Here is a 23,704-nt window from a genome sequence, read left to right as displayed (position 1 = left end):
ATTCAAATATTTATCATAAGACATTGTTTTAACTCATCAATAGAGGCGGTTGCGGTGCCTACCTTGGCCACCACGATGCCTGCCGCAAGATTGGCCAACCCGGCAGCCGCTTCAAACGTGGCGCCCGATGCCAGCCCCAGCCCCAAAAGAGAGATAACCGTATCCCCGGCCCCTGACACGTCAAAGACCTGCCTTGCTTTAGATGCAATAGTAACAGCAGGCTTTCCGGCTTCATATAGAACCATGCCGGCCTTTCCGCAGGTGATAAGAAGTTTATCAAGCCCGGCCAGGGCAATTATCTTTGCTGCGGCCTCTGCCATCTCTTCAGGAGTTTGAATTTGTATACCGGCGGCAATTGCAGCTTCTTTTTTATTTGGGGTCAAAACAGTTACCCCCATGTATTTGGAAAAATCCATGGACTTGGGATCTGCCAGGGTCATAACACCTGATTTCTTTGATATATCAACAATAAAGGCTACAAGCTCACGAGTTACAAGGCCCTTATCATAATCTGAAATAATAACAAGATCCATTTTGTCTATGTAGCCGGCAATGATCCGGGTTAATATATCAAGCGTATGGGAACTAATCCGGTGGCTGACCTCCCTGTCGATGCGAAGCATTTGTTGACTAGCTGCAATGATTCGAGTTTTCCGTGTTGTGGGACGATCCGGCTCACTGATTACTCCTGTGACATCAACGCTCAACGCTTCAAGCTTTTTTAAAACGTCACGGCCGGCTGGCCCCGCACCCACGGCACCCATGGCAAAAACCTTTGCTCCCATGGCAGAAAGATTATTTATCACATTGCCAGCTCCGCCCAGTGTATGGCTCTTTTTTTCCACGGCCACCACAGGAACAGGCGCTTCCGGTGAAATCCTCTCAACCCTTCCCCACAGATACTCATCGAGCATTAAGTCCCCGATAACAAGCACCCGCAGCTCTTTAAATTTATCAACGTCTATCATTCAGTTTGCCAAAAGATTGGTAAGCATGACCTTAAGCTCATCATAGGAGCGGGTAATGGGAATATCAGGAAAATCCTCGGTAATGGATTCAGGGGGCCTAAAGAAAAAACCCTGGTCTGCCGCCTGGATCATACCGGTATCATTGTAGGAATCGCCAAATGCAATGACATGATAGTTCAGGCCTTGGAGGGCTTTAACGGCCCGGGCTTTCTGATTATCTATTCTCAGATTGTATCCGGTAATACGGTTTGTTGCGTCCACAGTCAGGTTATGGCAAAGTAGTGCAGGAAAGCCCAGTTTTGCCATCAGCGGCCCGGCAAACTCTTCAAAGGTATCGGACAGAATAATGATCTGGGTTTGTTTCCGTATCCAGTCCAGCATCTGCTTTGCGCCGTCAAGGGGATCAAGACCTGCAATGACGGCCTGGATATCCTTAAGTGTCAGATTATGCTCATCAAGTATGGACAGACGCTTAGTCATGAGCACATCATAATCGCTGATATCCCGGGTGGTCAGTTTAAGTTCCTCAATCCCGGTTTTTTTGGCCACATTGATCCAGATTTCAGGCAAAAAGACCCCTTCCAGATCTGCAACAAGTATTTTCATTCCTTTAACCCTTCTTGTCTTGTTTAATCTATCGATGCTTCTACTTTTATCCCGGATACCGGGGCATAATTACAACGCAAATAGCTATGCACTACTCAGTGTCGTCATCTTCAATGCGGATAACAACAGGTTGTCCCAACACGCAGTCTGTTTGAACAATTTGGGCAAGGGCCGTTTGAACCCTACTTTCCTTGGCCAAATGAGTCAGCATGACAATGGGCACCTGACCATTGGCATTACGCCCTTTTTGATGGACAGATTTTATGCTGATATCATTTTCACCTAAAACACCTGAAATTGTAGACAAGACACCCGGATGGTCCTGGGCCTCAAAACGCAGATAATACCGGGTGGACAACTGGGCCATGGGCAGAATAGGTGTTTTTCGAATATTTTCTTCGGGACACCCCAAAGTGGGAACCCTGCGCCGGGTATCGGTAATAATGTTTCTGGCAATATCGGCTATATCCGAAAGGACAGCCGAGGCTGTGGGCATCATGCCTGCCCCGTGACCATAAAGCATGGTTCTGCCTGTGGCGTCTGCATCAATGGCAATTGCATTCATGGAATGATCCACATGGGATAAAGGATTGGAACAGGGAATCATGGTCGGATGTACCCGGGCTTCAACATGATTCGCATGTTTTTTTCCTATGGCAAGCAGTTTAATAGTATAGCCGAAATCTCTTGCAAACCCAATATCAGTCGGACCGATGTTCCGGATACCCTCCACATGAATATCATCAAGGTTGATTTCCATACCATGGGCCAGGGCACTCAAAATGGCAAGTTTATGAGCCGTATCATATCCATCCACATCCAGGGACGGTTCAGCCTCTGCAAACCCCAACTCCTGAGCCTTTTTTAAAGCATCCTCAAACAGAGAGCCATCCCGGGTCATCTTGCTTAAAATATAATTGCAGGTACCGTTGAGGATTCCACACATGGCATGAATGTCGTTGGCAACCAAAGATTCCCTCAGGCTTTTTATAACAGGCATGCATCCCCCACAGGAGGCTTCAAATGCCAAATCAACCTGATTTTTTCCGGCAATGCGAACCAGTTCATTACCAAAACCAGCCAAAAGTGCCTTATTTGCGGTCACCACATGCTTTTTGTTTTCAAGAATCTTAAGAATAAAATCCCTGGCTACGGTTTGCCCGCCGATAAGCTCCACAATAATGTCAATGTCAGGGTCATCAATAACTGATGTGGCATCGGTTGTTAATTGGGTACCGGTCAGATCGACACCCCGATCCGTTATAATGTCAAGGTCAGCAATGGCTTTAAGGTTCAGACAGGCGCCGATTCGAGATTCAAGCAGTTCTTTTTTTTCCTTGAGCAATTTTGCCACACCTGCCCCTACTACACCAAATCCAAGTATGCCGATATGAATTGTTTTCATGAAGATATTTTCTCCAAAATAGTCCCGTGTTTAAAAATTATCCATTTAATACTTCATCCAGGTATCCCTTGTCAAAAAGCTTTTGACTTTTTACGGGCTTTGGGCGTATGATTGACGACTTTAAAGGGATTAACAGATCTTTTAAATGCCATAGGTGAAATATAAGATGAACGACTCTTTGACATATGCGGATTCCGGCGTTGATATTGATAAAGCCACTCAGCTGGTAGACCGGATAAAAAGTATTGCCCAATCTACCCCACGAGCCGGTGTCATGGGAGACATTGGTGGTTTCGGCGGACTTTTTTCCTTGAACCTGACCAATATTTCTAACCCGGTACTGGTTAGTTCCACAGACGGTGTAGGTACCAAGCTGAAAATCGCATTCCAGATGAACAAGCACGACACCATCGGTATAGACCTGGTGGCCATGTGCGTCAACGACATCATTGTCCAGGGGGCTAAGCCCTTATTTTTTCTGGATTATCTTGCCATGGGCACACTGGATAACTCCGTAGCTGAAAAAATAATTTCAGGTATTGCCCAAGGCTGCACCCAGGCCGGCTGTGCACTGATCGGCGGTGAAACGGCTGAAATGCCCGGCATGTACCAAGGGGGCGAATATGATTTGTCAGGTTTTTCCGTTGGCATTGTTGACAATGACAAAATCATTGACGGCTCCTACATTCGGCCAGGGCACAAACTCATCGGCATTGCCTCTTCAGGGGTTCATTCCAATGGATTTTCTTTAGTGCGCAAAGTTTTCTTTGACAAATGCGGGTATGACGTCAATACCCGTCTACAAGATCTTGATGGCACGCTTGGAGAAGAACTGCTCAAACCCACCATCATATATGTATATACCATTTTGAGCTTAATGCGCGACCTGCCTGTTCACGGGCTGGTTCACATCACAGGCGGCGGTATAGATGAAAACATTATCCGGGTTATTCCCCAGGCATGCAAGGCCATCATTCATAACGGATCATGGCAGATTCCCCCCATATTCAACATCATCCAACAGGAAGGCAATGTGCCGGAACATGACATGCACAGAACCTTTAACAACGGCATCGGCATGGTGGTGGTGGTCCCTGAAAAATCCGCCCAGGAAGTCATGGACAGACTAAGCGCCATGGAAGAAAAAGCTTATCTGATAGGTGAAATCCTGGAAAGGGAAAACAACGAGAACCAGACCCAGTACGTCTGATTATCCTGTCGGAAATTAAACCCATGCTCATTCTCGGGATTGAATCATCCTGCGACGAAACTGCAGCAGCAGTCGTGGAAGACGGTGTACGCACGCGCTCGTCTGTTGTCTCCTCCCAGGTGTCCACCCATGCCATATACGGCGGTGTGGTGCCGGAACTTGCATCGCGTATGCACATTGAGGCCATAGATCCGGTGGTGGACCAGGCTCTGGCGCAGGCTGGTGTCAGCTTGGATGACATTGACGGCATTGCCGCCACCCAAGGTCCCGGACTGATAGGCGCACTTCTGGTGGGATTTTCCTATGCCAGAGCCCTGGCTTGGGCACGAAATCTGCCCCTGGCCGGTGTTAATCATCTTGAAGCCCATATCTGCTCTTTACAGCTTTTGGATCACCGCCCCAGCTTCCCATTCATCGCCCTTGTGGTATCAGGCGGACACACCAATATTTATCTTGTAAAAGGGCCCGGCGCATTCACCCTCATGGGCCAGACCCGGGATGATGCGGCAGGAGAGGCCTTTGACAAGGTGGCCAAAATGATGGGATTAAGCTATCCGGGCGGACCTGCCATTGAAGCCCTGGCAAAAAACGGGGACCCTGAAAAAATCAAATTTCCCAGAAGCATGCTTAAAAAAGACAACTTTGACTTTAGTTTTAGCGGACTTAAATCTGCGGTGGCCCGGCACCTGCATGAACACCCTGATATGGGTCCGGATATGAGCCAAGGCCGGCCCGCCCATGTGGCAGCCGGATTCCAAATGGCTGTCATTGATGTGCTGTCCACAAAACTTATTGCCGCAGCCAAGAATAAAAACTGCTTCGACATCGGCATTGCAGGCGGAGTTTCTGCCAACCGAACCTTTGTTGACATCCTTTCTAAAAGGGCTGAACGGTATAAAATGAAAGTATTTTCACCCCCCTTGTCCTTGTGCGGAGATAATGCGGCCATGATTGCAGCCAGAGGTTGGGAAATGATCCGGGACAACCAGGTATGCGGCTTGGGAGATGATGTGTATTCCCGGATAAAATCTGTGGTTCCTATTGTTTGACCCCAACGCCGCAGATGGGCAACTACTCTGCGTCCCAAAATAGTTTTCCTTCAGACACTACATGTTTTTTTTGTTCCAGATCATAAATTCGAGCAGAAGCAAAATTTAAAAAATAGCATCAACCAAAAAAACTTTCCTTGGCCGCTATAATCCGTTTCACACAGGTCCGACCTGATTCAAACATTTCCCTGTCATTTTCAAGATATCGCATCACGGCGTCCCTGGCTTCGGCAATATTGGGTCCGGCATGGCAGACAAGCGCCATGTCTATTTGTGCAGCCATGATCCTTTGAATACAGGTATCCATATCATGGTTGATGGCCTTCATGTCAAGATCGTCGGTCATGACAAGGCCCTGATATCCCATATCCGTTCTTAATAGATCGTATGCAAAGGTCTTTGACAGACTGGCCTGCCAGTCTGGATCTATCTTGGGGTACAAGATATGGGACATCATAATCCCTGAAACGCCTGCTTTTTTTGCAGCTTCAAAAGGAACCAGATCGATCTGTTTTAAATCGGACAGTTCCGCATCCAGTTCAGGCAGGAAAAAATGAGAATCCTTTACTGTTCTGCCGATACCGGGAAAATGTTTGGCCACGGCCATGATCCCACCCCTTTGAAGCCCATGGATCACAGCAGTGCCCAGTTGGGATACACGGTTTGCATTCCCTGTAAACGCCCGGTCTTTCATGATGGAATCCACATCCGGGGGGGCCACATCCATAACCGGGGCCATATTCATGTTAATACCCATATCAGACAACTCTGATGCGGTAATCCGGGCAAATTCCCGGGCGTCTTCAAGGGTTTTCATATGGGGGTTGCCGGGGAACTCAGTAAAGGGTTTACGCAGTCTTGCCACCGGCCCGCCTTCCTGGTCCACGGCAACAAACAAATCCGGCAAACCTTGGTCCAGTGCATATTTTCGGGCATCCATGCACAGACGGCGCAACTGGTCCGCCGATTCAATATTAGGCCGGAACAGGATAATCCCCCCGGTCCTGTAATTTTTTATCAGATGTTTTAATTCAGCATTAAGGGTCTGACCGTCAAACCCGAGCATCAGACGCTGGCCGGCTAAATCCGGTAATGATTGAAAATTAAATTGAGTCATAACAAATCATAAAAATCATTATATCTGCACACCATGCAAATGCTGTTCAAGGGTTAATATTTTCGGCATGTACTGGTAAATGGGTTTCCACCTTGATGTGCCGTTCAATTCAATGCCATTATATATGATTGAAATAGGTCTGTCAGAAGAAACTACAACCACAATCACTTTTGATGTTGTGGCGGAAAATCTCAATGCAGAGTTGTATCTTGCACCCCGTGCCATGTTTTCCCAGGTAACGGACTGCCCGTCCAGAAGACAACCGAATCCGCGAATTTTGGCATCTGGTGTTATATGCACTGCACCGTCAATGCGCATGAATGCCGAGGCTAGGTCATAATTATCTGAATTCAAAAGGCATAACGAGGGATCCAGCACATGGCCAGACAACACCAGGGGTTCATCGTTCATATCAATCACCACGGTACTGCCGTAATGTGAATGCCCTGCCTTGTGTATCAACCCGGACACCACACTGAACAGGGTACCGGCAGTCTCGATATCAAGCTGTGAATCCAAAAGCAGTTCTTCCAACTCCACCAGCTTATTCTCCCTGGTGGTGGAATAAAAATTGCCGTCACAAAATGAGGCGAGTTTCTGGGTGCCCAGACTCAAGAAGCCGTGATCGCCCCTGAAATCAGCGAGAATGGCATACTCGGGCACACGGGCCAATGTGATCCCCACAACATAATTGCCGTCGGAAACCAGTTTACGATTTGACCGCTCCACACTGACAAGAAGTTTTCTGATGTGTTTGATATTGGAAATTACCGGCCTTTCATTACGCCGAAACATGGTCAAAAAATCAATGGTCTCTATATTGACCGGGTCCGTAAAAAAAAGCTCTCCCCTTGCCCAGGACCCCTCTTCTCTGGTTTTTGAAATGGAAAGAATATAGTTTAGAATCGTTGGGATCTGAATTTTGGTATCATACCCCAGATGGCTGTTGCGCTCATCCACCATGTAATCGGCTATGGCCTGAAGTGCATAATTTTTAAGCACATAATCCGAACAGTTGATGGGTGGATTGCCCGATGTATAGTCATGGACAAGCAGGGAAGCAGCCTGTTCAAGCCATGTTTTCGTCGGTTTGGTGGAACACATATCAGGATGATGCTCAGTAAACCAGACCTGATAAAAAAATTCACTGCTTGCACCTGCAAACGCAATAAGTCCTGACAAACCCAGATTTTCCTGGGGGATCAGATGGCCTTTGGGCTGACCTTCAATTTGCTCCACAATCTGCTGCCGCCAGGATTCCTGGTGAACAATGAACACCTCTTCAAGCACGGTTTCATGCCCGAATAAAAGATCCTGGGGATCAAAGACCTGAATAGGGTCATCAGGGCCCTGTGCAAACAGCAGAGCAACGCGGCTGGGATTGGAATACCTGCGCAACCCGTCAGACACCCCGTTAAGGATATTGGCAATACACAATTTCTTGAAAGAGTCCTGATTCATACGCCAACCGTTTATTTTAATTTAACAGACTGTAATTAATGACAGGGAGTAATGATTGATCCCATGTTCCACGCGGTTTGGCAAGTTTTTTTTACATGCCAGGTGTTGTAAAAACAAGGAAGGACTGATAATTAACTAAAAACTGTTAAGGAGGCAATGAATAATGATGAAACTATTTTCACGAATTTGTGCGGTTGTTCTAATTATTGTCGGAACTACAGCGTTATGCCATGCCCAGACCGCTTATGTCTCTGATATGCTCATTCTTACATTCAGAAAGGGACCTGGCCCCGGCTATCCTGTGATCTCTGCTTTAAAAAGCGACACCCCGTTAACCATAATTAAAGAAAGCAACGGCTACCTTAAGGTGGCACTTTCATCCGGAGAGCAGGGATGGGTGGACAAAAGCTATGTTGTAACAGATCCACCCAAATCAATAATAATAGCCCAGTTAAAAAAAGAAAATGCCGCCCTTGAAGAAAAAATAAAGGCATTGTCGGAACAGGCAGACCAGGTTGTCATGGAACAACTTAAAAAAGAGAACCAGTCCCTGACCCAAAACCTTGAAACCTTAAAATTAAAACACACTGCGCTTAAGGCTGCCTCTGCCAATATAACCGGTACGTTAGAAGAAAACAAACGCCTTAAAACCAAGAACGCATCATTGTCCGCCACACTTTCCCAAGAACAGGGAAAGAACAAATTTTTATTTAAAACCGGCATGATTAAATGGTTTTTGGCCGGTGTAGGCGTGCTTCTTCTTGGCTGGGTTATTGGCCTGAGTATATCTTCCAGACAGAGTAGTTCAGGCTCATTGCTGGACTGATCTTACACCTTCGTCTAAAAGAACGATGATGTATGAAGGATGTATACATTAGTTTGCGCCATCAATATCGATGCGCTTACGAATGTAACATCGGACATAATACCCATGTCACAACTTATATTTTATAAAAAATATGTGTAACCTCCATATATCTTTGAATATTTATTGTGAATTGAGCCTGAATTTTGATAGATTAGGACAGCCCATGGCTGTTATAGCAAAATGACATTAAGGACCGCAGATTAAATAACTTGAACGAAATAGCTTGCCTTTTGGCCCATCTACTTCGTTGGATCCAAGGCCCAATAGGCCTCCTGCTATTCAACCTTTAATGCGCCTTGTAAATGAATCAAAATTCAGCGTTATTTCTGCCCAACTTATTTAATCTGAGGTCCTAAGCTGCACGGAATGAACTGCGATGTAACGCTGGAGCCCGTTCCTTTACAAAATTTAACATATTTTAATGTTTCCTTACTTTTTTCTTGACAGGGCGATTCATTTCTTTCTATCAATTACGATACCATTCATACTTTTTATTTTCCTTTAAATTTTCAATTTTTCTTATTCAGAGGAGAAAGCCTTGTCTGACTCAAGCGCTTATGGAAAAAAAATCTGGACTGAATCTTATGCCCGAGGAGTTCCCCGGCACGTTGACTATCAGGACATTCTGATTTCTCAGTATCTTGAGCAATCAGCAAAAGCCTTTCCCCATAACTCGGCGTTGATCTTCCAGGGATATGCCATGACCTTCACGCAACTCAATGACACCGTCTGCAGATTTGCCACAGCTCTGAAAAAATTCGGCATAAAAAAAGGGGACCGTGTAGCCATTCTGCTGCCCAATGTCATCCCCTGCGTGGTCGCTTATTATGCGACATTAAAAATTGGCGGTATTGTTGTATTTAATAATCCGCTATACGCAGACAGGGAACTTGAGCCCCAGTTCACGGATTCAGGCGTCAAATGTTTGATCACCCTGGATCTCCTAGCAGACCGCATGGTAAAACTTCGGAAAAAAACGGATATTTCGACCATTGTTTATACTTCCATCTGCGATTACCTTTCCTTTGGCAAACGCCTGTTTTTTCCTCTATTAGCCAAAAAAAACGGGCTGACCAAAGATGTTGGCCCTGCACCCAACCTGTATAAATTCCAGGATGTAATTGCCAAATACGCTCCGGACACAAGTCAGGCGGATGTCACAATGGACGATGTGGCCATGTACCAGTATACCGGCGGCACCACAGGGGCTTCCAAAGGTGTCATGCTCAGCCACAGAAACATCTCTTACCAGGTCCAGCAGCTTGAAGCCTGGTTCCCCGAGTTTGTGAAAGGCCAAGAAACCATGCTGGGCGCCCTTCCCTTTTTCCATGTATTTGGCATGTCCACATCCATGAATTATGCCATCAAAATGGGTTGGCGCAATGTACTAGTGCCCAAACCCCAGTCTGATCCTCTGTTAGAAGCCATCTCCAAATTCAAAGTATCCTTTGCCCCCATGGTGCCCACCATGTATATCGGCATGTTAGACCACCCGAATATGGGAAAGATCGATCTAAGTTCAATAAGGGCCTGTTTTTCCGGGTCCGCCCCTCTTCCGCTGGATGTCATCAACACTTTTCAAAAAAAAACCAGCTCCATTATCGTGGAAGGCTTTGGCTTGACCGAATGCACACCGGTCACCCATATCAATCCCTTCCAGGGCAAGCGGGTTGTGGGCAGTATCGGACTTCCCATCTCTGACACGGTCTGCAAGATTGTAGACCTTGAAGACCATACCAGGCAGATGCCCATAGGAGAGTCCGGTGAGCTTCTTATTAAAGGTCCCCAGGTTATGAAAGGCTATTTAAACCAGCCCAATGCCACCGCCAAGACCATCACCGAAGACGGTTTTCTGTGTTCAGGGGACATTGCCCAAATGGACGAAAATGGTTATTTCTATATTGTTGACCGCATAAAGGATATAATTATCTCCGGCGGTTACAATGTCTACCCCAGGGATATTGACGAAGTGCTGTTTGAGCATCCCAACATTCTTGAAGCCTGTGCCATTGGTATTCCCCATCCCAAACGTGGCGAAGCAGTCAAAGCGTTTGTCATCCTTAAGGAAGGAGAGACAATGACTGAGAAGGATGTCATTGACTATTGCGGCACCAAGCTTGCCAAATACAAACTGCCTGTGGCCGTGGAGTTCCGAAATGAGTTGCCGAAATCAAATGTAGGAAAAATTTTGAGAAAAGAGTTAAGGGCGGAAGAGCAAAATAAAGAATCACCATTTTCGGTAAATTTTTAACAACTGTTTTCAACACAAAGGATGTTAAAAATGAACAAGATTCATATCTGCGTTCAGGCGTTATTGTTAATGTTTTTCGGATTTGCCGCGCAAGGTATCTGTAAACCGTCATACACCCTGAAACAATTGTGCCGAATGGCCAATGAAAAGGCAGAAACCATCCAGATAGCCAGGGATCAGACCTATATTGCAGAACAGGATAAAAAGCGGGCCCAGTCCGTTCTCATTCCTGCAGTTCGGCTATACGGCAATTACCTGAATTATAAGAACGACGATTATAACACACCTGATGTAAATACGTTAGGCGGCAAACTCACCCAGTCATTTACACTGAGCGGCAGGGAACTGATCGCCTATGATGTCAGTAAAAAAAGCATTGAAAAAACAAAATTTTCAGAACAGACCATTAGAAGCGATTATATCTTCCAGATAGCCCAGTCCTATATCCAGGCGTTGAATTTAAAACGTCTGGTGGAGGTAGCGGATGCCGAAGTGGAACGCTTGAACACATACAAAAATTCGGTGAATGAAAAACTCACTGTGGGCAGTGTGACAAAGACGGCCCTGTACCGTGCCCAGGCGGAATTATCAAAGGCGAAAACCAACCAGATTGTGGCGATCAATAATGTTCAGACAGCCAAGGCCGGTATCGTCAGACTTACCGGCATCGAAGATAAGTTCTCCATTGCACCGGGAGATATCAAAGATGTTGAAAATTTTTCAGTCACCCTTGAAGAGATAAAATCCCATGCCCTTGAAAACCGTTATGAAATCAAGGAAGCGAGAAAGGATATTGAGATTGCCCGACGAACCATAGCCTATGAAAAGGGTGAATACTGGCCCCGCATTGAGCTTGAGGGCGGTTACCAGGAAAAAGATATCTCCTATGAGACAGGAACCGGAACCCAAATCGGATATGATACCGAAGAGGCATATATCCAGGCCCAGCTTGTATTTACCTTATATGACGGCGGACTGCGAAGAGCTCAGGTACGCCAGGCCGTGGCAAGGCAGCGCCAGGCAGAGCAGTCACTGGCCAATGAAAAGAAGAAGATAATCCTTGAATCAAAGCAGTCTTTTTGGGAATTTAACACCGCGAAATCAACTCTGATCAACCTTGCTGATGAAGTAAAATCCGCCGAGGAAAATTTCTATGCCGTTCAGATGCAGTTACAATACGGCATGGCTGACAGTATTGATATCATGGATGCCAATACGTTGCTTGTGGATGCCCAGCGACGCATATCCAATGCCCGCTCCTCCTTTTATCTGTCCATATTGAAAATTATTTATACCCAGGGGGATCTTTTGGATTATCTTTTAAAAGAAGAATGAGAATGAATTACCATTCAAGCATATAAAATGAAATAAATGCCATCCAGCATTAATGTTAGAGGCGTATTAGGGTTATCCCCTGATGAAATAACTCTGAATACTCAATGTTCTCAATATCTAAGCTTGACGAACGTCCTGCGCCCGCTTATCCTTCACAAAATTTAATGATGTTGTAAAAAATCTTTGGCTTACTGCGTTATGACCCTTGACCAGACGCTCGAGATAGCATGTGTATGCCCTGCCCCTGGCCGGGCACCATGCCTTGTAGGCGAAAATTTTTACTTAGCCTTCGGTTGGACTTTTTAAATGAAAAAGGAGCACAAACTATGTACGAAATTATTGCCACCCCCCAGGAGTACCAGATTGACCACCTGATTAACGGCACTGACAACGCAAATATCGAACTTACAAGGGAAGAAAGGGACAAGTGGGCAAAACAGATCGTTCAATTCAGTGACCGTTTATCCGGGTTTGCCCAAAAAGCAAACTTGTTTTCGTCACTTCTTGCGTCAGAAGAAAAAATCGCGGCCAACCCGGCCTCGTTAAAAACATTAAAAAATCAGCTTTTCCTGATTAACGATGCCCTCAATTCGGCTTTAGGTATTGCTGACATGATGGAAAACGATATGATCAAAACACCCCAAGATGCTTAAAAATAATTCACAAAATCCCAAGCGACATGTTTTATCAAAATATGGCGCTTGGTTTTTTTTATCCAAGGACATGTTTTTCCAGGATAAAGCATGAAAAATCTCCTTTGAAAACCACCTCATCTTCACGTTTAACCGCAACGCTGACGATCTGCATTTTACCAGATACTGATGTGACACTGGCTTGGGCATAGACAGATTCTCCTGCTTTGACGGGTTTCAGAAATTTAACATCTGCCCCGCCAAGCACAACATTGGGATGATTGACTGCAAGCATGGCAGCATAGTCGGCAAGTCCGAAAATGAATCCACCATGCACCAGACCTGAGTCATCTGCCGCCATTCGGGGTGTGGTGGTACATTCCACTCGGCTTTTACCGTTTTCCACCATAACCGGCTTTCCGCACAGCTCATTGTCTATTAATTGATGGGTTATTATATCCATGAAAAATCCTCCTTTTAAATATTCAAAACATGGAATGGACCAGATGATCAATGGTCACATCTTTAATATAGCGCTCTATGTCAACGGCATTCAATATCTTTTTGATGGATTGGGGGTCATGGCGGCATCCCGTAAGCCGCTTTTCCATATCACTGACAGGATCAATTCCAAAAAAATCGCCGAAAATGCGAATGCCTTGAATTGTTCCGTCTTTTACTTTCATCCGGATATCAATGGTGCCGCCGGGGGTGCGGGTAGGTCTGGAAAAATCATAAGCCGGGGAGTCACCAAAATTCCAGTTCCACTGCCGGTATCTTTTTTCGGCAAGGTCATTAATCCGTTTCAAATCATCATCACTGAGCGTTGTCATTACAGCATGATGGGCTTCTTGCATATACCGGCCAAGATTTTCCATAAATTGCTCAACCGTTGGATGACCCAAAAGATATTTTCTGATATTAGTTACCCGGCTTCGAATGGATTGCACGGCCTTGTCCCTGTATTTTTCAGGGTCCACCAAAAGTACGGTGGCCAACATTTCCAGGTCCACATCAAAAAGCAGGGTGCCGTGGTGTAGTACCCGGTTTTTGTGGATATGCTGGGCATTTCCGGAAATTTTAAGCCCGTCCACGATCAGGTCATTGCGACCGTCAAGCCTGGCCGGCACAGACAGTTGATTGAGATACTCAAGAATCGGACGGGTATAGGAGGAAAAATCAATTTTTTTTGCCTGCACACCCACCTTGATGAACGTAAAATTGACATTGCCCAGATCATGGTAAACCGCCCCGCCGCCGGTTATGCGTCGAACCACGTTGATGTCGTGTTTTCTGACAAATTCAGAATTAATTTCAGATAAGGTGTTCTGGTTTCTGCCGACAACAATTGTATTATGATTGCGCCAGAGCATGAAACAGTCTTCACTTGCATTTTCCAGTAAGTATTGTTCGGCAGCAAGGTTAAAAGCCGGATCAATCCCGGTATTTAAATAACAACGCATCATGGATTCCCGGACTGCGGGTCAAGTTCGGCCATGATTTGAAACGCCGCAGCTTTGGGAGCGTATTCTTCTGTGTTAATGGATATAGCGGCAAGGGCCTGGTACAATGGAGTTCTGATTTCAAGCATTTTCTGGGTTTCAAGGGATAGGCTGTCACGGGTAAGGTCCGGTCGTCGCTCGGTGTTATTTTCATCTTTGCGGATTCTGGCTGTCAAAACAGATGCCGTGGCATAAAGATATACAACCACCCCGTTCTCTTTTAAAAACTGTCTGTTTTCTTCTGCAAGGATGATCCCACCGCCCGTGGCTATAACAGGCGCGTTTTCCAAATCCAGGTTCATCAGCGTTTCAGTTTCTTTTGCCCTGAAATAAGGCCAGCCGTACCGGGCCACCATCTGTGCAATGGTGGTGTCGTAAGTTGACTCCAAAACCAGATCCGTATCCAAAAATGTTTTGTTCAAAAAATCGGCAAGATACTTTCCTGTACTGGTTTTACCTGTACATCGGTATCCGATAAGAAAAATGGGATCCATGGTTTCTCCTTTTTTACAGGGCGTCAAAAAGTTGCCAGAATGTGGGGAATGATTTTTCCACGCACACGGGGTTTTCAATTTCCATGCCGTCCACCCTAAGGCCTGCAACCGCAAAGGCCATGGCAATGCGATGGTCGTTAAAGGTCTCAATGACTGCGCCATGGGGTGTGCCGCCGGTAATTTCCATAAAATCGGGCCCCTGCACCGCTTTAATTCCCATCTTGGTGAGCTGGGAACACACGACATCAATGCGGTCGCACTCCTTAACCCGAAGATGGGCGATATTGGTAATCCGGGTGGTGCCTTCTGCAAATGCGGCTGTCACAGCCACAGCAGGCACGGCATCCGGGGTATCGGACATATCCACATCCACGCCGTGCAAGGGATGGCCTTTCACTCGCAGAACCCGGCCGTCATGATTTAGCGTACAGCCCATTTTTTCAAATATATCTGCTTGTTTCAAATCGCCCTGCAACGAGGTTGTGCCGATATTATCCACGCCGATATCCGCACCTGTTACCGCACCTGCTGCCCAGAAATAACCGGCATTGGACAGATCGGGCTCCACGGATCTGGTACCGGATGAGTAGGTCTGGCTTCCCGGGACCTCATAACAGGTGTCAGATATCTGAAAGGCATTGACCCCAAACTGATTCATTACATCCAAGGTTAAATCAATATAAGGCTGGGACACGGCAGGCCCTGTCAGATCAATCACAAGGCCCTGGTCAAAAAAAGCCCCGGCCATGAGCAGGGCAGACAGGTACTGGCTTGACCGGGAACAGTCAAGAAGGGTACGCCCCCCGGCCCGGTCACCACCCTGGATCACGACCGGCGGTGTACCTTCATTGTTTTGGGAATCGGCACTGATCCGAATACGGCCAAGGGCATCTAAAAGCTCTCCCATGGGGCGTTGACGCATGCGTTCATCCCCGGTTAGGGTATATGGGGTACTGCCAAGGGCGGCGATCCCTGCCAAAAGGCGCATAGACGTGCCTGAATTCCCAAGGTGGATGGGATCCGGCCAGGGCTTTGGCCGGCCACCAAAACCTGTGACCGACAAAACCCCGTCTTGTCTGCTTTTAATTTGAGCTCCCATGCACACCAGGGTTTTGCGGGTAAATGAAATATCCTGGCTGTCGAGTACATTATAAATTTCAGATATGCCGTCAGCCAGGGCGGCACAGATCAGCATCCTGTGTGAAATGCTCTTGGAACCCGGAATTTTGACCACCTGGTCCTGGATCTTTCTGGAAATTACCTGCTTCATGACGCTCTCCTTTTATCATTAAATAGTACCTGAAATAGTGTTACGCATTAGATCCGTATCAGGGGTTGTGCCTGTCCATAATTCAAACTGGGCTGCTGCCTGGGCAATGAACATGGACAAACCGTCAATGGTGATGCATCCCTTTTTTTCCGCCGTTTCAAGCAACCGGGTCCTTAACGGGGTATATACCACATCCATCACCACCATTTCAGATGTTAATGCTTCTGGCGGAAAGCTTATTTTATCCGCCTTAGGTGTCATGCCTATGCTTGTGGTATTTATCACCACATCCGCCTGGATGTTTGCCATCTCGTTGGCAGGGACAAACCGTGCGTTAACCGTTTCAGCAAGGATCCGACCTTTTTGTTCCGTTCGATTGGTGATGATGATCTCCCCATTTTGGGCTGCAATACCGTGGGCCACGGCTCGGGCTGCGCCGCCTGCACCCACAATGCAAACAATTTTTCCTGAAATACCAAAGGGGACAAGAGGGGCAACTGCGGCCTTACAATCCGTATTATAGCCTTTTAACACACCGTCTTCATTGACGATGGTGTTTACGGCACCAATGGCCCGCGCTGTGGGGTCGATCCAATCAATATGTTCCATGATGGATTCCTTGAAAGGAATGGTCACGGAAGCACCCTGGATATCCAGCGTGCGCACAGCCTGTACTGCTTTGGCTGCATCCTGCACCTCAAAGGCAAGGTAAACGGCATTGATACCCTTATTTTTAAACGCTGTATTATGAATTACAGGGCCTTTAGAGTGCCTGGCAGGGTTTCCAAAGACACAATATAAGCGGGTGGCAGCGTCAATCATTGTAATATCTCCGGTTTTGCCATAATCGGGTACGATCCCAACACCTTTAAATACAAGGCCTGGCTTCGAATCTGTTCAATGGTTTGAAATACAATTTCATCTTCGATGTGCCCTTCAATATCCATGAAGAAATGATAGCTCCAGTTATAGTGGCGCGTGGGCCTCGATTCAAGTTTAACCATGTTCAGGCCGGCTCGGTTCACAGGCGAAAGCGCTCTGAAAAGGGCGCCCGGGGTGTGATTCGTGGCAAACATAATAGATGTTTTATCATCTCCAGTTCTTTCCGGACGATCTCCCCCGATCACAAGGAAGCGCGTAATGTTGCCGCCACGGTCCTGTATTTTTGATGCCACCGGCAGCAGGTTGTAAAAATGAGCTGCTTTGCCGGATGCAATGGCGGCAATCTGCTCATCTTTTGAGGCCATCAACGCCGCATTTGATGTAGAACTGGTCTCCATGACTATGGCATGGGGCAGATGTTTCTTCAACCAGTTTTTACACTGGGCAATGGCCTGGGGATGGGAGTAAACGGTTTTAACGTCTTTGAGCTCCCCTGTGATGGATAATAAATCATGGGAAATAGGCTCATAATGCTCTGCCGTAATATGGATCTCAAACTCGGCAAACAGATCAAGGGTATAGTTGACAGCCCCTTCAATGGAATTTTCAACGGGGACAATGCCGAAATGAAGTTCCTTTCGTTTTATATTGTTGAAAATATCAAAAAAACCGGGCTGTTCTACAAATTCCCCGCAGTGGTTGAAATAATGAAGGGCTGCAATATGGGAGTGGCTGGCAAGAGGTCCTAGATAACCAATGGTCTTAGGCTTTTGGATTTCCCGTGTGGCAGTGATGATCACATTAAAAATATACTGGATCAGGCTTTCATCCGCCGGGCCGGGGTTCAGCTGGGAAAGCCGCTCAATCACCATGCGTTCCCGGGTTCGGTCCAGAATCTGACTGCCTTTTTTTTTTTTAATCTCCCCTACTTTTTTACCGATTTCAAGGCGTTGGTTGATCAGTTCAAGAATGCGTTCATCAATGCGATCAATCTCCCCACGAAGCGGAGACAGGGGCGAAGAATCATCACCCGTTTGTTTTTGATTGTCTTCATCTTTGATTTCACGGTCTGTCATGTTAATTTCCTTTTTATAATCGGCTTTAAATAAAAAGAACCGCATCAGGCCCTGCCTGCTGCGGTTCTATTGATCTTAGTTAAATTTATGGGAAAATCAGTAGTCCACAGGCAGGCTGCCCTTTCTATAAAATCGAGTGCTAAAATAAAAATTTTTGTTGAAGCTAAAAATCATTGAACTATCTTTTCCCTTATATGTTTTTTAAAAATTTTATACGGCCGACCTGTTTCTGTCAATAGATTCAATTCAGGCTGTCAATAATATTTTTAACGGCTAACAGTCCGCCCGAATAAAATAATTTAAATGCCAAAATTTAAAATGTCTGGTACGGCACAAATCAGGCATCTTCAACCGGTTTAATAATAAACGACTGAATCCGGTTACCATCCATGTCTTTTACCGAAAAGACCCAGTTATTCATGCGAACGGACTCCCCGGGCTTGGGAATGCGCTCCACAAGTTCCAGGAAAAACCCCGAGACCGTATCGTAGTTTACAGATTCGGGAATGCCTAAATTCAGCTCTTTATTGAGATGATATATATCTGCTTTGCCTAACACCAGCCATTTGTTCCCTTTAATCTGGACAATGTCTGGTGTATTTTGATCGGACTCGTCGGCAATTTCTCCAAAAATTTCTTCAACCACATCCTCAAGGGTCACAATACCGGACACGCCACCATACTCATCAACCACAACAGCCATATGGCTCTTTTTTGCTTTAAAAGCTTTAAGCAATGAATCCAATTTCTTTGATTCCGGAATAAAATACGGCTTTTTCATAATCGCCTTGATGTCGAGGCTGTCCGGGGTGATCTCGGAACCGTTATTTTCCAGATATCTGGAAAACAGATCCTTAATATGCAGAATCCCTACAATATTATCTATGGTATCTTCAATAACCGGAATTCGTGAAAAGCCTGTGCTTAGGACCTTTGGAATATCCAGACCTTCGCCCACATCCACCACAAACATGTCTGCCCGAGGTGTCATAATTTCAGAACAATAGGTGTCATCAAATTCAAAGATATTGGTAATGTATTCCATTTCTTCCTCCTTGATTTCACCTTCCCCTTCCACCACTTCCACCATGGTCATCAGCTCATCTTCGGTGACGGTTTCCTGGGAATTGTCTATGATACCGTGTAATTTAGGTATAAAATTAAGAACAAAGATCAAAGGCCATAAAATTTTTGACAACCAATATATGGGATATATAACCGCCCTTGAAACCACGACATTGTTGTGGTTGGCAAAGGATTTTGGAAAAATTTCCCCAAACACAAGAATCAAAAGAGTCATACCACCGGTGGTAATCCCCACGGCATTGGACTCAAAATGAGCAATGGCAAGGGAGGTGGCAAGGGCAGACGCACCAATATTTACCAGGTTGTTGCCTATGAGAATAGTGGTCAAAAGGGTATGGGAGTCTTCCTTCATCTCCAGGATAAGCCGACCGGAATTTGAACCATCTTTAGAAATATGAAAGGCTTTAATCCTGGAAATTGAAAAAAGCGCTGTTTCAGACATGGAAAAAAAACCGGATAAAAAAAGGCAAATGCATAAGAAGGCCACTTCAATACTCATAACCCGCAATATTTCCTAATAATTTAAGATCTTATAAGATAGATAATCTAATCGCTTTTGCCTGAATTTGTCAAACAAGTCTTTAAGGCCTCATTTTTATGAATCAGGTTAAGTATTATGGCCGCCGTACGTTTTGGGGCACCCGGCAGGCCTAATCGCCTGCGGACTTGATAAAGTTGCTGTTTATGGTTTTCAAGTTCAGGTAACATTGAGAATACAGTTTTACTGATGGCTCCGGCATTGGCGTTGTCCTGGATCAGCTCCGGCATCACCTGACGGCCGACAATCAGATTGGCTAGACCGATATATTTGGTTTTCACAAGCAATTGGGCAAGCCGGTAAGCCACATCGGACATTTTATAAATAATTACCGTGGGCACAAGAGTTAAAGCAGCTTCCAGCGTGACGGTACCGGATGCGGCAATCAAAAGGTTGGCCCGGTCAAAAATCGGTTTTGGTCGTCCTGTTACAATCCGGCATAAATCGCAGTTTGGGTGGAGAGAAACAATATGTTTAATACGTTCTTCATGCTGTTTAATGCCGGATGAAATAAGAAACCTTAAATGGGGATATCTTTTTGCAATAATGCTGGCGGAATCCAGCATGACAGGAAGCAGTTTGTCAATTTCAGCAGATCGTGACCCTGGAAGCAGGCCGATAACCAGATCATCCGACAGGCATTTTTTATTCTTCTTGCTTAAAACCGGCAGGCTTTGGGGGTATTCATCGACCAAGGGATTTCCCACATAGGTGGCTAAAATTTTTTTGGCTTTATAAATAGGAATTTCAAAGGGAAAAATCAGCGCCACATGATCAATGACTTTTGCAATGGTATCCAGACGTTTGGCATTCCAGGCCCAGACCTTTGGCGCAATATAATAACAGACAGGTATATCATAATGCTGTTTGATAAATTTAGCGGTTTTCAGATTAAAGCCAGGATAATCAATGAGCACAACAGCATCCGGGGGATCTGTTTTTAATCGTCGCTTAACAAGGGAAAAAGCCTGTTTAATGGCGCCTAACTGCCTGATCACTTGAACAAGCCCCATGGCAGACAATTTGTCGATGGGAAAAAAAATGTCGGCCCCCTGCCCTGCCATGTCTTTACCCCCGAGACCCGTGATCCGAATACCAGGGCAAAGTTGTTTTAATGACCGCACCAGGGCTGCTCCGTGGAAATCACCTGAAGGTTCACCGGCAAGGATCATGATGTGCCGGGTATTTTCAATATTAACGTTCCGATTAGGTGTTAATCCACTTTCATGCTCTGCTGCGGGTTGCGGCTGGGTACCGATGGACCCGATCAGCCCATGCCTTTTATTCATGGATCTCATCCTCGGTCACAGCGATTATACAGATATTGTATTTATCTGCAAGGACAATCATTTTTTCACGGTCAAATGAAATTGACTTTCCAGCTTCAAGCACAAGCACGTTAACGCCTGACCTGTGCATGGTTTCAATGGTGGTGCACCCGGATGAGGGTAAATCAAAACGTAAATCCTGGTTGGGTTTGGATAATTTTACAACTGTGGCGCCATTTCCCCGGCTCAGCCTCCCTCCCCGTTCTATGGTGGCGTCCGTGCCGTCAATGGCTTCTACGGCAAGGACCGTCCCATTGGAAATAACAAGGCACTGGCCGATATCAAGACGGCCAACAGCTTTGGTAAGTTTGCACCCCTGCTGGATATCTTTTTTTTCAGCTCTGTCGGGTTTTCGCTTTGTCCAGCACCCTTTGGGGCTGATAAGCTCCGGCAAAAGAAAGGTGGACGGTACCAGGGTAATGCCCTGCTTTTCCAAAAAATCCGCAAAGGATGAAAGGATATTGTCATCGTGGGTGCCCGCAGTTTTCGCAATAAAGGCAAGGGCTTTGAGATCCGGTCTTATATCTTTGAAAATATTGGTTTTGCTGATGGAACCCATAAGCAATGCCCGGGTGACGCCATGGGATTTAAAATAGCGGATCAGCTTACTGAGCTGACCCAGATAAAGCCATTCAAACCGGTGAGTCAGTTGGGCAAGTTGGGGGTCGGTTTCACTGTGGAATCCTACCCCAATAATTTTATAACCGTTTGCACATGCCTTTTGGGTAAAGAGCAGCGGAAACTGGCCACCGCCAGCAATCAGGCCGATGGGGGAAAAACAACTATTGCCTTCGGGATCGTTCATGGAAATTAACGGGTCACCCCGCGATTGGAATTTTGTATAAATTCAGTGAAGGTTACAACTTCAGGCACTTGTTCAATTTCTGCTTTGGTCCTTTCCACGGCCTGGGTCACTGTCAGTCCAATCCGGAAAAATATCCGGTACGCCTTTTTCAACTGACGGATGACAGAAGGTTCAAAATTACGGCGTTTGAGCCCAACATTATTAAGGCCGTGCAGGACAGCCCTGTCACCTGCGGCAATGACAAAGGGCGGAATATCTTTTACCACACCTGATTTACCGCCGATGTAGGCATAATCTCCGATTTTGACAAACTGATGAATAGCCACAAGACCGCCTACCGTAGCATAGCTTCCAATTTCAACATGACCTCCAAGGGTTGAGTTGTTCGCAAGAATGACACCTTTTCCGGTTTTGCAGTCATGGGCAATGTGGGTATAGGCCATCAAATAATTTTCTTCGCCCACCGCGGTGAGACCTCCGCCAAAACCCGTGCCCCTGTTAATGGTAACAAATTCACGGATAATGGACCCCCTGCCAATGGTAAGATAGGTGGTCTCGCCATGGAATTTAAGATCCTGGGGGGCACCGCCAATGGAAGCGTACTGAAAAATATTACAGTCCGGACCGATGGTGACATGGTCATCAATGGTACAGTAAGGGCCTATGGTTGTGCCGGATCCGATGGCCACATCGCCTTTGACAATGGTATAAGGGCCTATGGTGACATTCTCATCTATCCTCGCAGATGAATCAATAATTGCCGTTGGATGAATGGGTTGAATCATGGTTGCTCCGTCCGGTTGCTTTCCAGCTTTTTTATTCGTTTTTCAAGGGAAAGCAGCCGTGTTCTTAAACTGGGTAGCCGGGGTATAATACGAGATACTTTCAGCCAGATTTTATGGGGCATATGGGGAATACCTGAAACAATATCGCCCGGGGAAACATTTCCGACGACGCCGGCATAAGGGCCGACAATGGCCCCGTCTCCGATATCGAGATGGCCGGAAATACCGGCTTTGCCTGCTATAATGACGTTTTTGCCAATGGTGGTGCTCCCGGCAATCCCTACCTGGGCCACCACCAGTGTATTATCTCCGATTTTAACATTGTGGGCGATATGGACCTGATTATCCGTTTTAACGCCGTTTCCAATATGGGTTATACCTAAAGTGCCTCTGTCAATGGTATTGCCGGCACCGATTTCACAGCAAGCGCCGATATGAACGTACCCTGTATGTATCAACTTGGCATGGGCGTAACCGTCCTGGACGAATCCGAATCCGTCAGACCCGATGACGCAATTGGGATGAATAATGGACTGCCTGCCGATCCGTGTTTTATCTACCAGGGTGACGTTGGGGCTGATCCGGCAGGAATCATCAATGCGGCATTGTTTTCCGATCACCGTATTGGCCATGATGTGAACATGACTGCCGATGGTGCAACCCTGCCCTATGCTGACATGGGCCTCAATGCGTGTGCCGTCACCAATAACGCAGTCATCTGCAATAACTGCCGAAGGATGAATAAATTCTTTCAACGGCTCTGCAGGCATCAGATGCGCCACGACCTGAAAGAACGCAAGTTTTGGATTATCACTGTAAAGAAGCGTTATACCGGAAACCGCAGGCGCATCATTGGGAACAAGGATGATTCCGGCTTTTGTTTCATCCAACCGGGAAAAAAAAGAGTGATCCACCGCAAAAGTCAGATCAGTGGACCCGGCATCGTCAAAAGAAGACACTCCGGAAATGGCTTTGCCCGGATCCCCATGTATCCGGGCATTGACCATCGCAGCTATTTGGTCTGCAGTAAGCATGT

At 46.3% G+C, this 23,704-nt stretch carries 22 protein-coding genes; 6 read left to right on the top strand and 16 right to left on the bottom strand.

Annotated elements, in window-relative coordinates; genetic code table 11:
* Window positions 1–2 precede the first annotated feature (2 nt).
* The 3 genes from rfaE1 to EYB58_RS15225 form a co-directional block, all read right to left on the bottom strand.
* Window positions 3–968 carry a D-glycero-beta-D-manno-heptose-7-phosphate kinase gene (rfaE1, locus tag EYB58_RS15235; RefSeq protein WP_111957396.1) on the bottom strand — a complete coding sequence of 322 codons (966 nt, stop codon included), beginning with the start codon at window positions 966–968 and terminating at the stop codon, window positions 3–5.
* Window positions 969–1,574: a bifunctional phosphoserine phosphatase/homoserine phosphotransferase ThrH gene (gene thrH / locus EYB58_RS15230; RefSeq protein ID WP_111957398.1), complete on the bottom strand. Its 606-nt coding sequence runs from the start codon at window positions 1,572–1,574 to the stop codon at window positions 969–971.
* Between the two features lie 91 nt (window positions 1,575–1,665).
* A complete protein-coding gene (locus tag EYB58_RS15225) occupies window positions 1,666–2,979 on the bottom strand; it encodes a homoserine dehydrogenase (protein ID WP_111957400.1) in 1,314 nt (437 codons plus the stop codon).
* A 166-nt stretch (window positions 2,980–3,145) separates the two neighbouring features.
* Between EYB58_RS15225 and purM the strand changes: the two genes are divergently transcribed.
* A complete protein-coding gene (gene purM / locus EYB58_RS15220; protein ID WP_111957402.1) occupies window positions 3,146–4,189 on the top strand; it encodes a phosphoribosylformylglycinamidine cyclo-ligase in 1,044 nt (347 codons plus the stop codon).
* A gap of 23 nt (window positions 4,190–4,212) precedes the next feature.
* Window positions 4,213–5,238: a tRNA (adenosine(37)-N6)-threonylcarbamoyltransferase complex transferase subunit TsaD gene (gene tsaD, locus EYB58_RS15215; RefSeq protein WP_111957404.1), complete on the top strand. Its 1,026-nt coding sequence runs from the start codon at window positions 4,213–4,215 to the stop codon at window positions 5,236–5,238.
* Window positions 5,239–5,356: 118 nt separating this feature from the next.
* Here tsaD and nagZ read toward each other — a convergent pair whose 3' ends face one another.
* Together nagZ and EYB58_RS15205 are read right to left on the bottom strand one after the other, a co-directional pair.
* The gene (gene nagZ, locus EYB58_RS15210) at window positions 5,357–6,355 is read right to left on the bottom strand and encodes a beta-N-acetylhexosaminidase (RefSeq protein ID WP_111957406.1); all 999 of its coding nucleotides are present in this window, start codon (window positions 6,353–6,355) and stop codon (window positions 5,357–5,359) included.
* Between the two features lie 18 nt (window positions 6,356–6,373).
* Window positions 6,374–7,816 (bottom strand): diadenylate cyclase, encoded by a 1,443-nt coding sequence (locus EYB58_RS15205; RefSeq protein ID WP_111957408.1) that lies wholly within the window; start codon window positions 7,814–7,816, stop codon window positions 6,374–6,376.
* Between the two features lie 163 nt (window positions 7,817–7,979).
* Between EYB58_RS15205 and EYB58_RS15200 the strand changes: the two genes are divergently transcribed.
* From EYB58_RS15200 to EYB58_RS15185, 4 genes are all read left to right on the top strand, one after another.
* Window positions 7,980–8,642 carry a TIGR04211 family SH3 domain-containing protein gene (locus tag EYB58_RS15200; RefSeq protein WP_111957410.1) on the top strand — a complete coding sequence of 221 codons (663 nt, stop codon included), beginning with the start codon at window positions 7,980–7,982 and terminating at the stop codon, window positions 8,640–8,642.
* Between the two features lie 580 nt (window positions 8,643–9,222).
* Window positions 9,223–10,935: a long-chain-fatty-acid--CoA ligase gene (locus EYB58_RS15195; RefSeq protein ID WP_111957412.1), complete on the top strand. Its 1,713-nt coding sequence runs from the start codon at window positions 9,223–9,225 to the stop codon at window positions 10,933–10,935.
* Window positions 10,936–10,965: 30 nt separating this feature from the next.
* Window positions 10,966–12,270 carry a TolC family protein gene (locus tag EYB58_RS15190; RefSeq protein WP_242637388.1) on the top strand — a complete coding sequence of 435 codons (1,305 nt, stop codon included), beginning with the start codon at window positions 10,966–10,968 and terminating at the stop codon, window positions 12,268–12,270.
* A 326-nt stretch (window positions 12,271–12,596) separates the two neighbouring features.
* Entirely contained in the window at window positions 12,597–12,923 is a 327-nt protein-coding gene (locus EYB58_RS15185; protein ID WP_111957416.1) for a hypothetical protein, read from the top strand.
* Between the two features lie 58 nt (window positions 12,924–12,981).
* Here EYB58_RS15185 and EYB58_RS15180 read toward each other — a convergent pair whose 3' ends face one another.
* The 11 genes from EYB58_RS15180 to lpxD form a co-directional block, all read right to left on the bottom strand.
* A complete protein-coding gene (locus EYB58_RS15180) occupies window positions 12,982–13,365 on the bottom strand; it encodes a PaaI family thioesterase (RefSeq protein WP_111957418.1) in 384 nt (127 codons plus the stop codon).
* 22 nt (window positions 13,366–13,387) lie between these two features.
* On the bottom strand, window positions 13,388–14,368 hold the full coding sequence (gene lplA, locus EYB58_RS15175) for a lipoate--protein ligase (RefSeq protein WP_207309061.1): 981 nt from the start codon (window positions 14,366–14,368) through the stop codon (window positions 13,388–13,390).
* A complete protein-coding gene (aroL, locus tag EYB58_RS15170; RefSeq protein WP_111957422.1) occupies window positions 14,365–14,898 on the bottom strand; it encodes a shikimate kinase AroL in 534 nt (177 codons plus the stop codon). The genes lplA and aroL overlap by 4 nt, the downstream gene beginning before the upstream one ends.
* Before the next feature lie 13 nt (window positions 14,899–14,911).
* Window positions 14,912–16,168, bottom strand: coding sequence for a 3-phosphoshikimate 1-carboxyvinyltransferase (aroA, locus tag EYB58_RS15165; RefSeq protein WP_111957424.1), 1,257 nt, complete (start codon window positions 16,166–16,168; stop codon window positions 14,912–14,914).
* Between the two features lie 18 nt (window positions 16,169–16,186).
* Window positions 16,187–16,990 carry a shikimate dehydrogenase gene (locus EYB58_RS15160; RefSeq protein ID WP_111957426.1) on the bottom strand — a complete coding sequence of 268 codons (804 nt, stop codon included), beginning with the start codon at window positions 16,988–16,990 and terminating at the stop codon, window positions 16,187–16,189.
* Complete coding sequence (gene pheA, locus EYB58_RS15155) at window positions 16,987–18,126, bottom strand: prephenate dehydratase (protein WP_111957454.1); 1,140 nt, start codon at window positions 18,124–18,126, stop codon at window positions 16,987–16,989. The genes EYB58_RS15160 and pheA overlap by 4 nt, the downstream gene beginning before the upstream one ends.
* 337 nt (window positions 18,127–18,463) lie before the next feature.
* Window positions 18,464–19,711, bottom strand: coding sequence for a hemolysin family protein (locus EYB58_RS15150; RefSeq protein ID WP_111957428.1), 1,248 nt, complete (start codon window positions 19,709–19,711; stop codon window positions 18,464–18,466).
* Between the two features lie 47 nt (window positions 19,712–19,758).
* Window positions 19,759–21,039, bottom strand: a complete 1,281-nt coding sequence (lpxB, locus tag EYB58_RS15145) for a lipid-A-disaccharide synthase (protein ID WP_242637387.1) — start codon at window positions 21,037–21,039, stop codon at window positions 19,759–19,761.
* Window positions 21,032–21,883 carry an LpxI family protein gene (locus EYB58_RS15140; RefSeq protein ID WP_111957430.1) on the bottom strand — a complete coding sequence of 284 codons (852 nt, stop codon included), beginning with the start codon at window positions 21,881–21,883 and terminating at the stop codon, window positions 21,032–21,034. Before EYB58_RS15140 ends, lpxB begins: the two co-directional genes overlap by 8 nt.
* Before the next feature lie 5 nt (window positions 21,884–21,888).
* The gene (lpxA, locus tag EYB58_RS15135) at window positions 21,889–22,668 is read right to left on the bottom strand and encodes an acyl-ACP--UDP-N-acetylglucosamine O-acyltransferase (protein ID WP_111957432.1); all 780 of its coding nucleotides are present in this window, start codon (window positions 22,666–22,668) and stop codon (window positions 21,889–21,891) included.
* Window positions 22,665–23,702, bottom strand: coding sequence for a UDP-3-O-(3-hydroxymyristoyl)glucosamine N-acyltransferase (lpxD, locus tag EYB58_RS15130; RefSeq protein WP_111957434.1), 1,038 nt, complete (start codon window positions 23,700–23,702; stop codon window positions 22,665–22,667). The genes lpxA and lpxD overlap by 4 nt, the downstream gene beginning before the upstream one ends.
* Window positions 23,703–23,704: the final 2 nt, after the last annotated feature.

The sequence above is a fragment of the Desulfobacter hydrogenophilus genome, assembly GCF_004319545.1.
In the GTDB taxonomy this organism is placed as follows: Bacteria; Desulfobacterota; Desulfobacteria; order Desulfobacterales; family Desulfobacteraceae; genus Desulfobacter; species Desulfobacter hydrogenophilus.
Note: the sequence above shows the minus strand (reverse complement) of the source record. Positions and strands in the feature narration are given on the sequence as shown.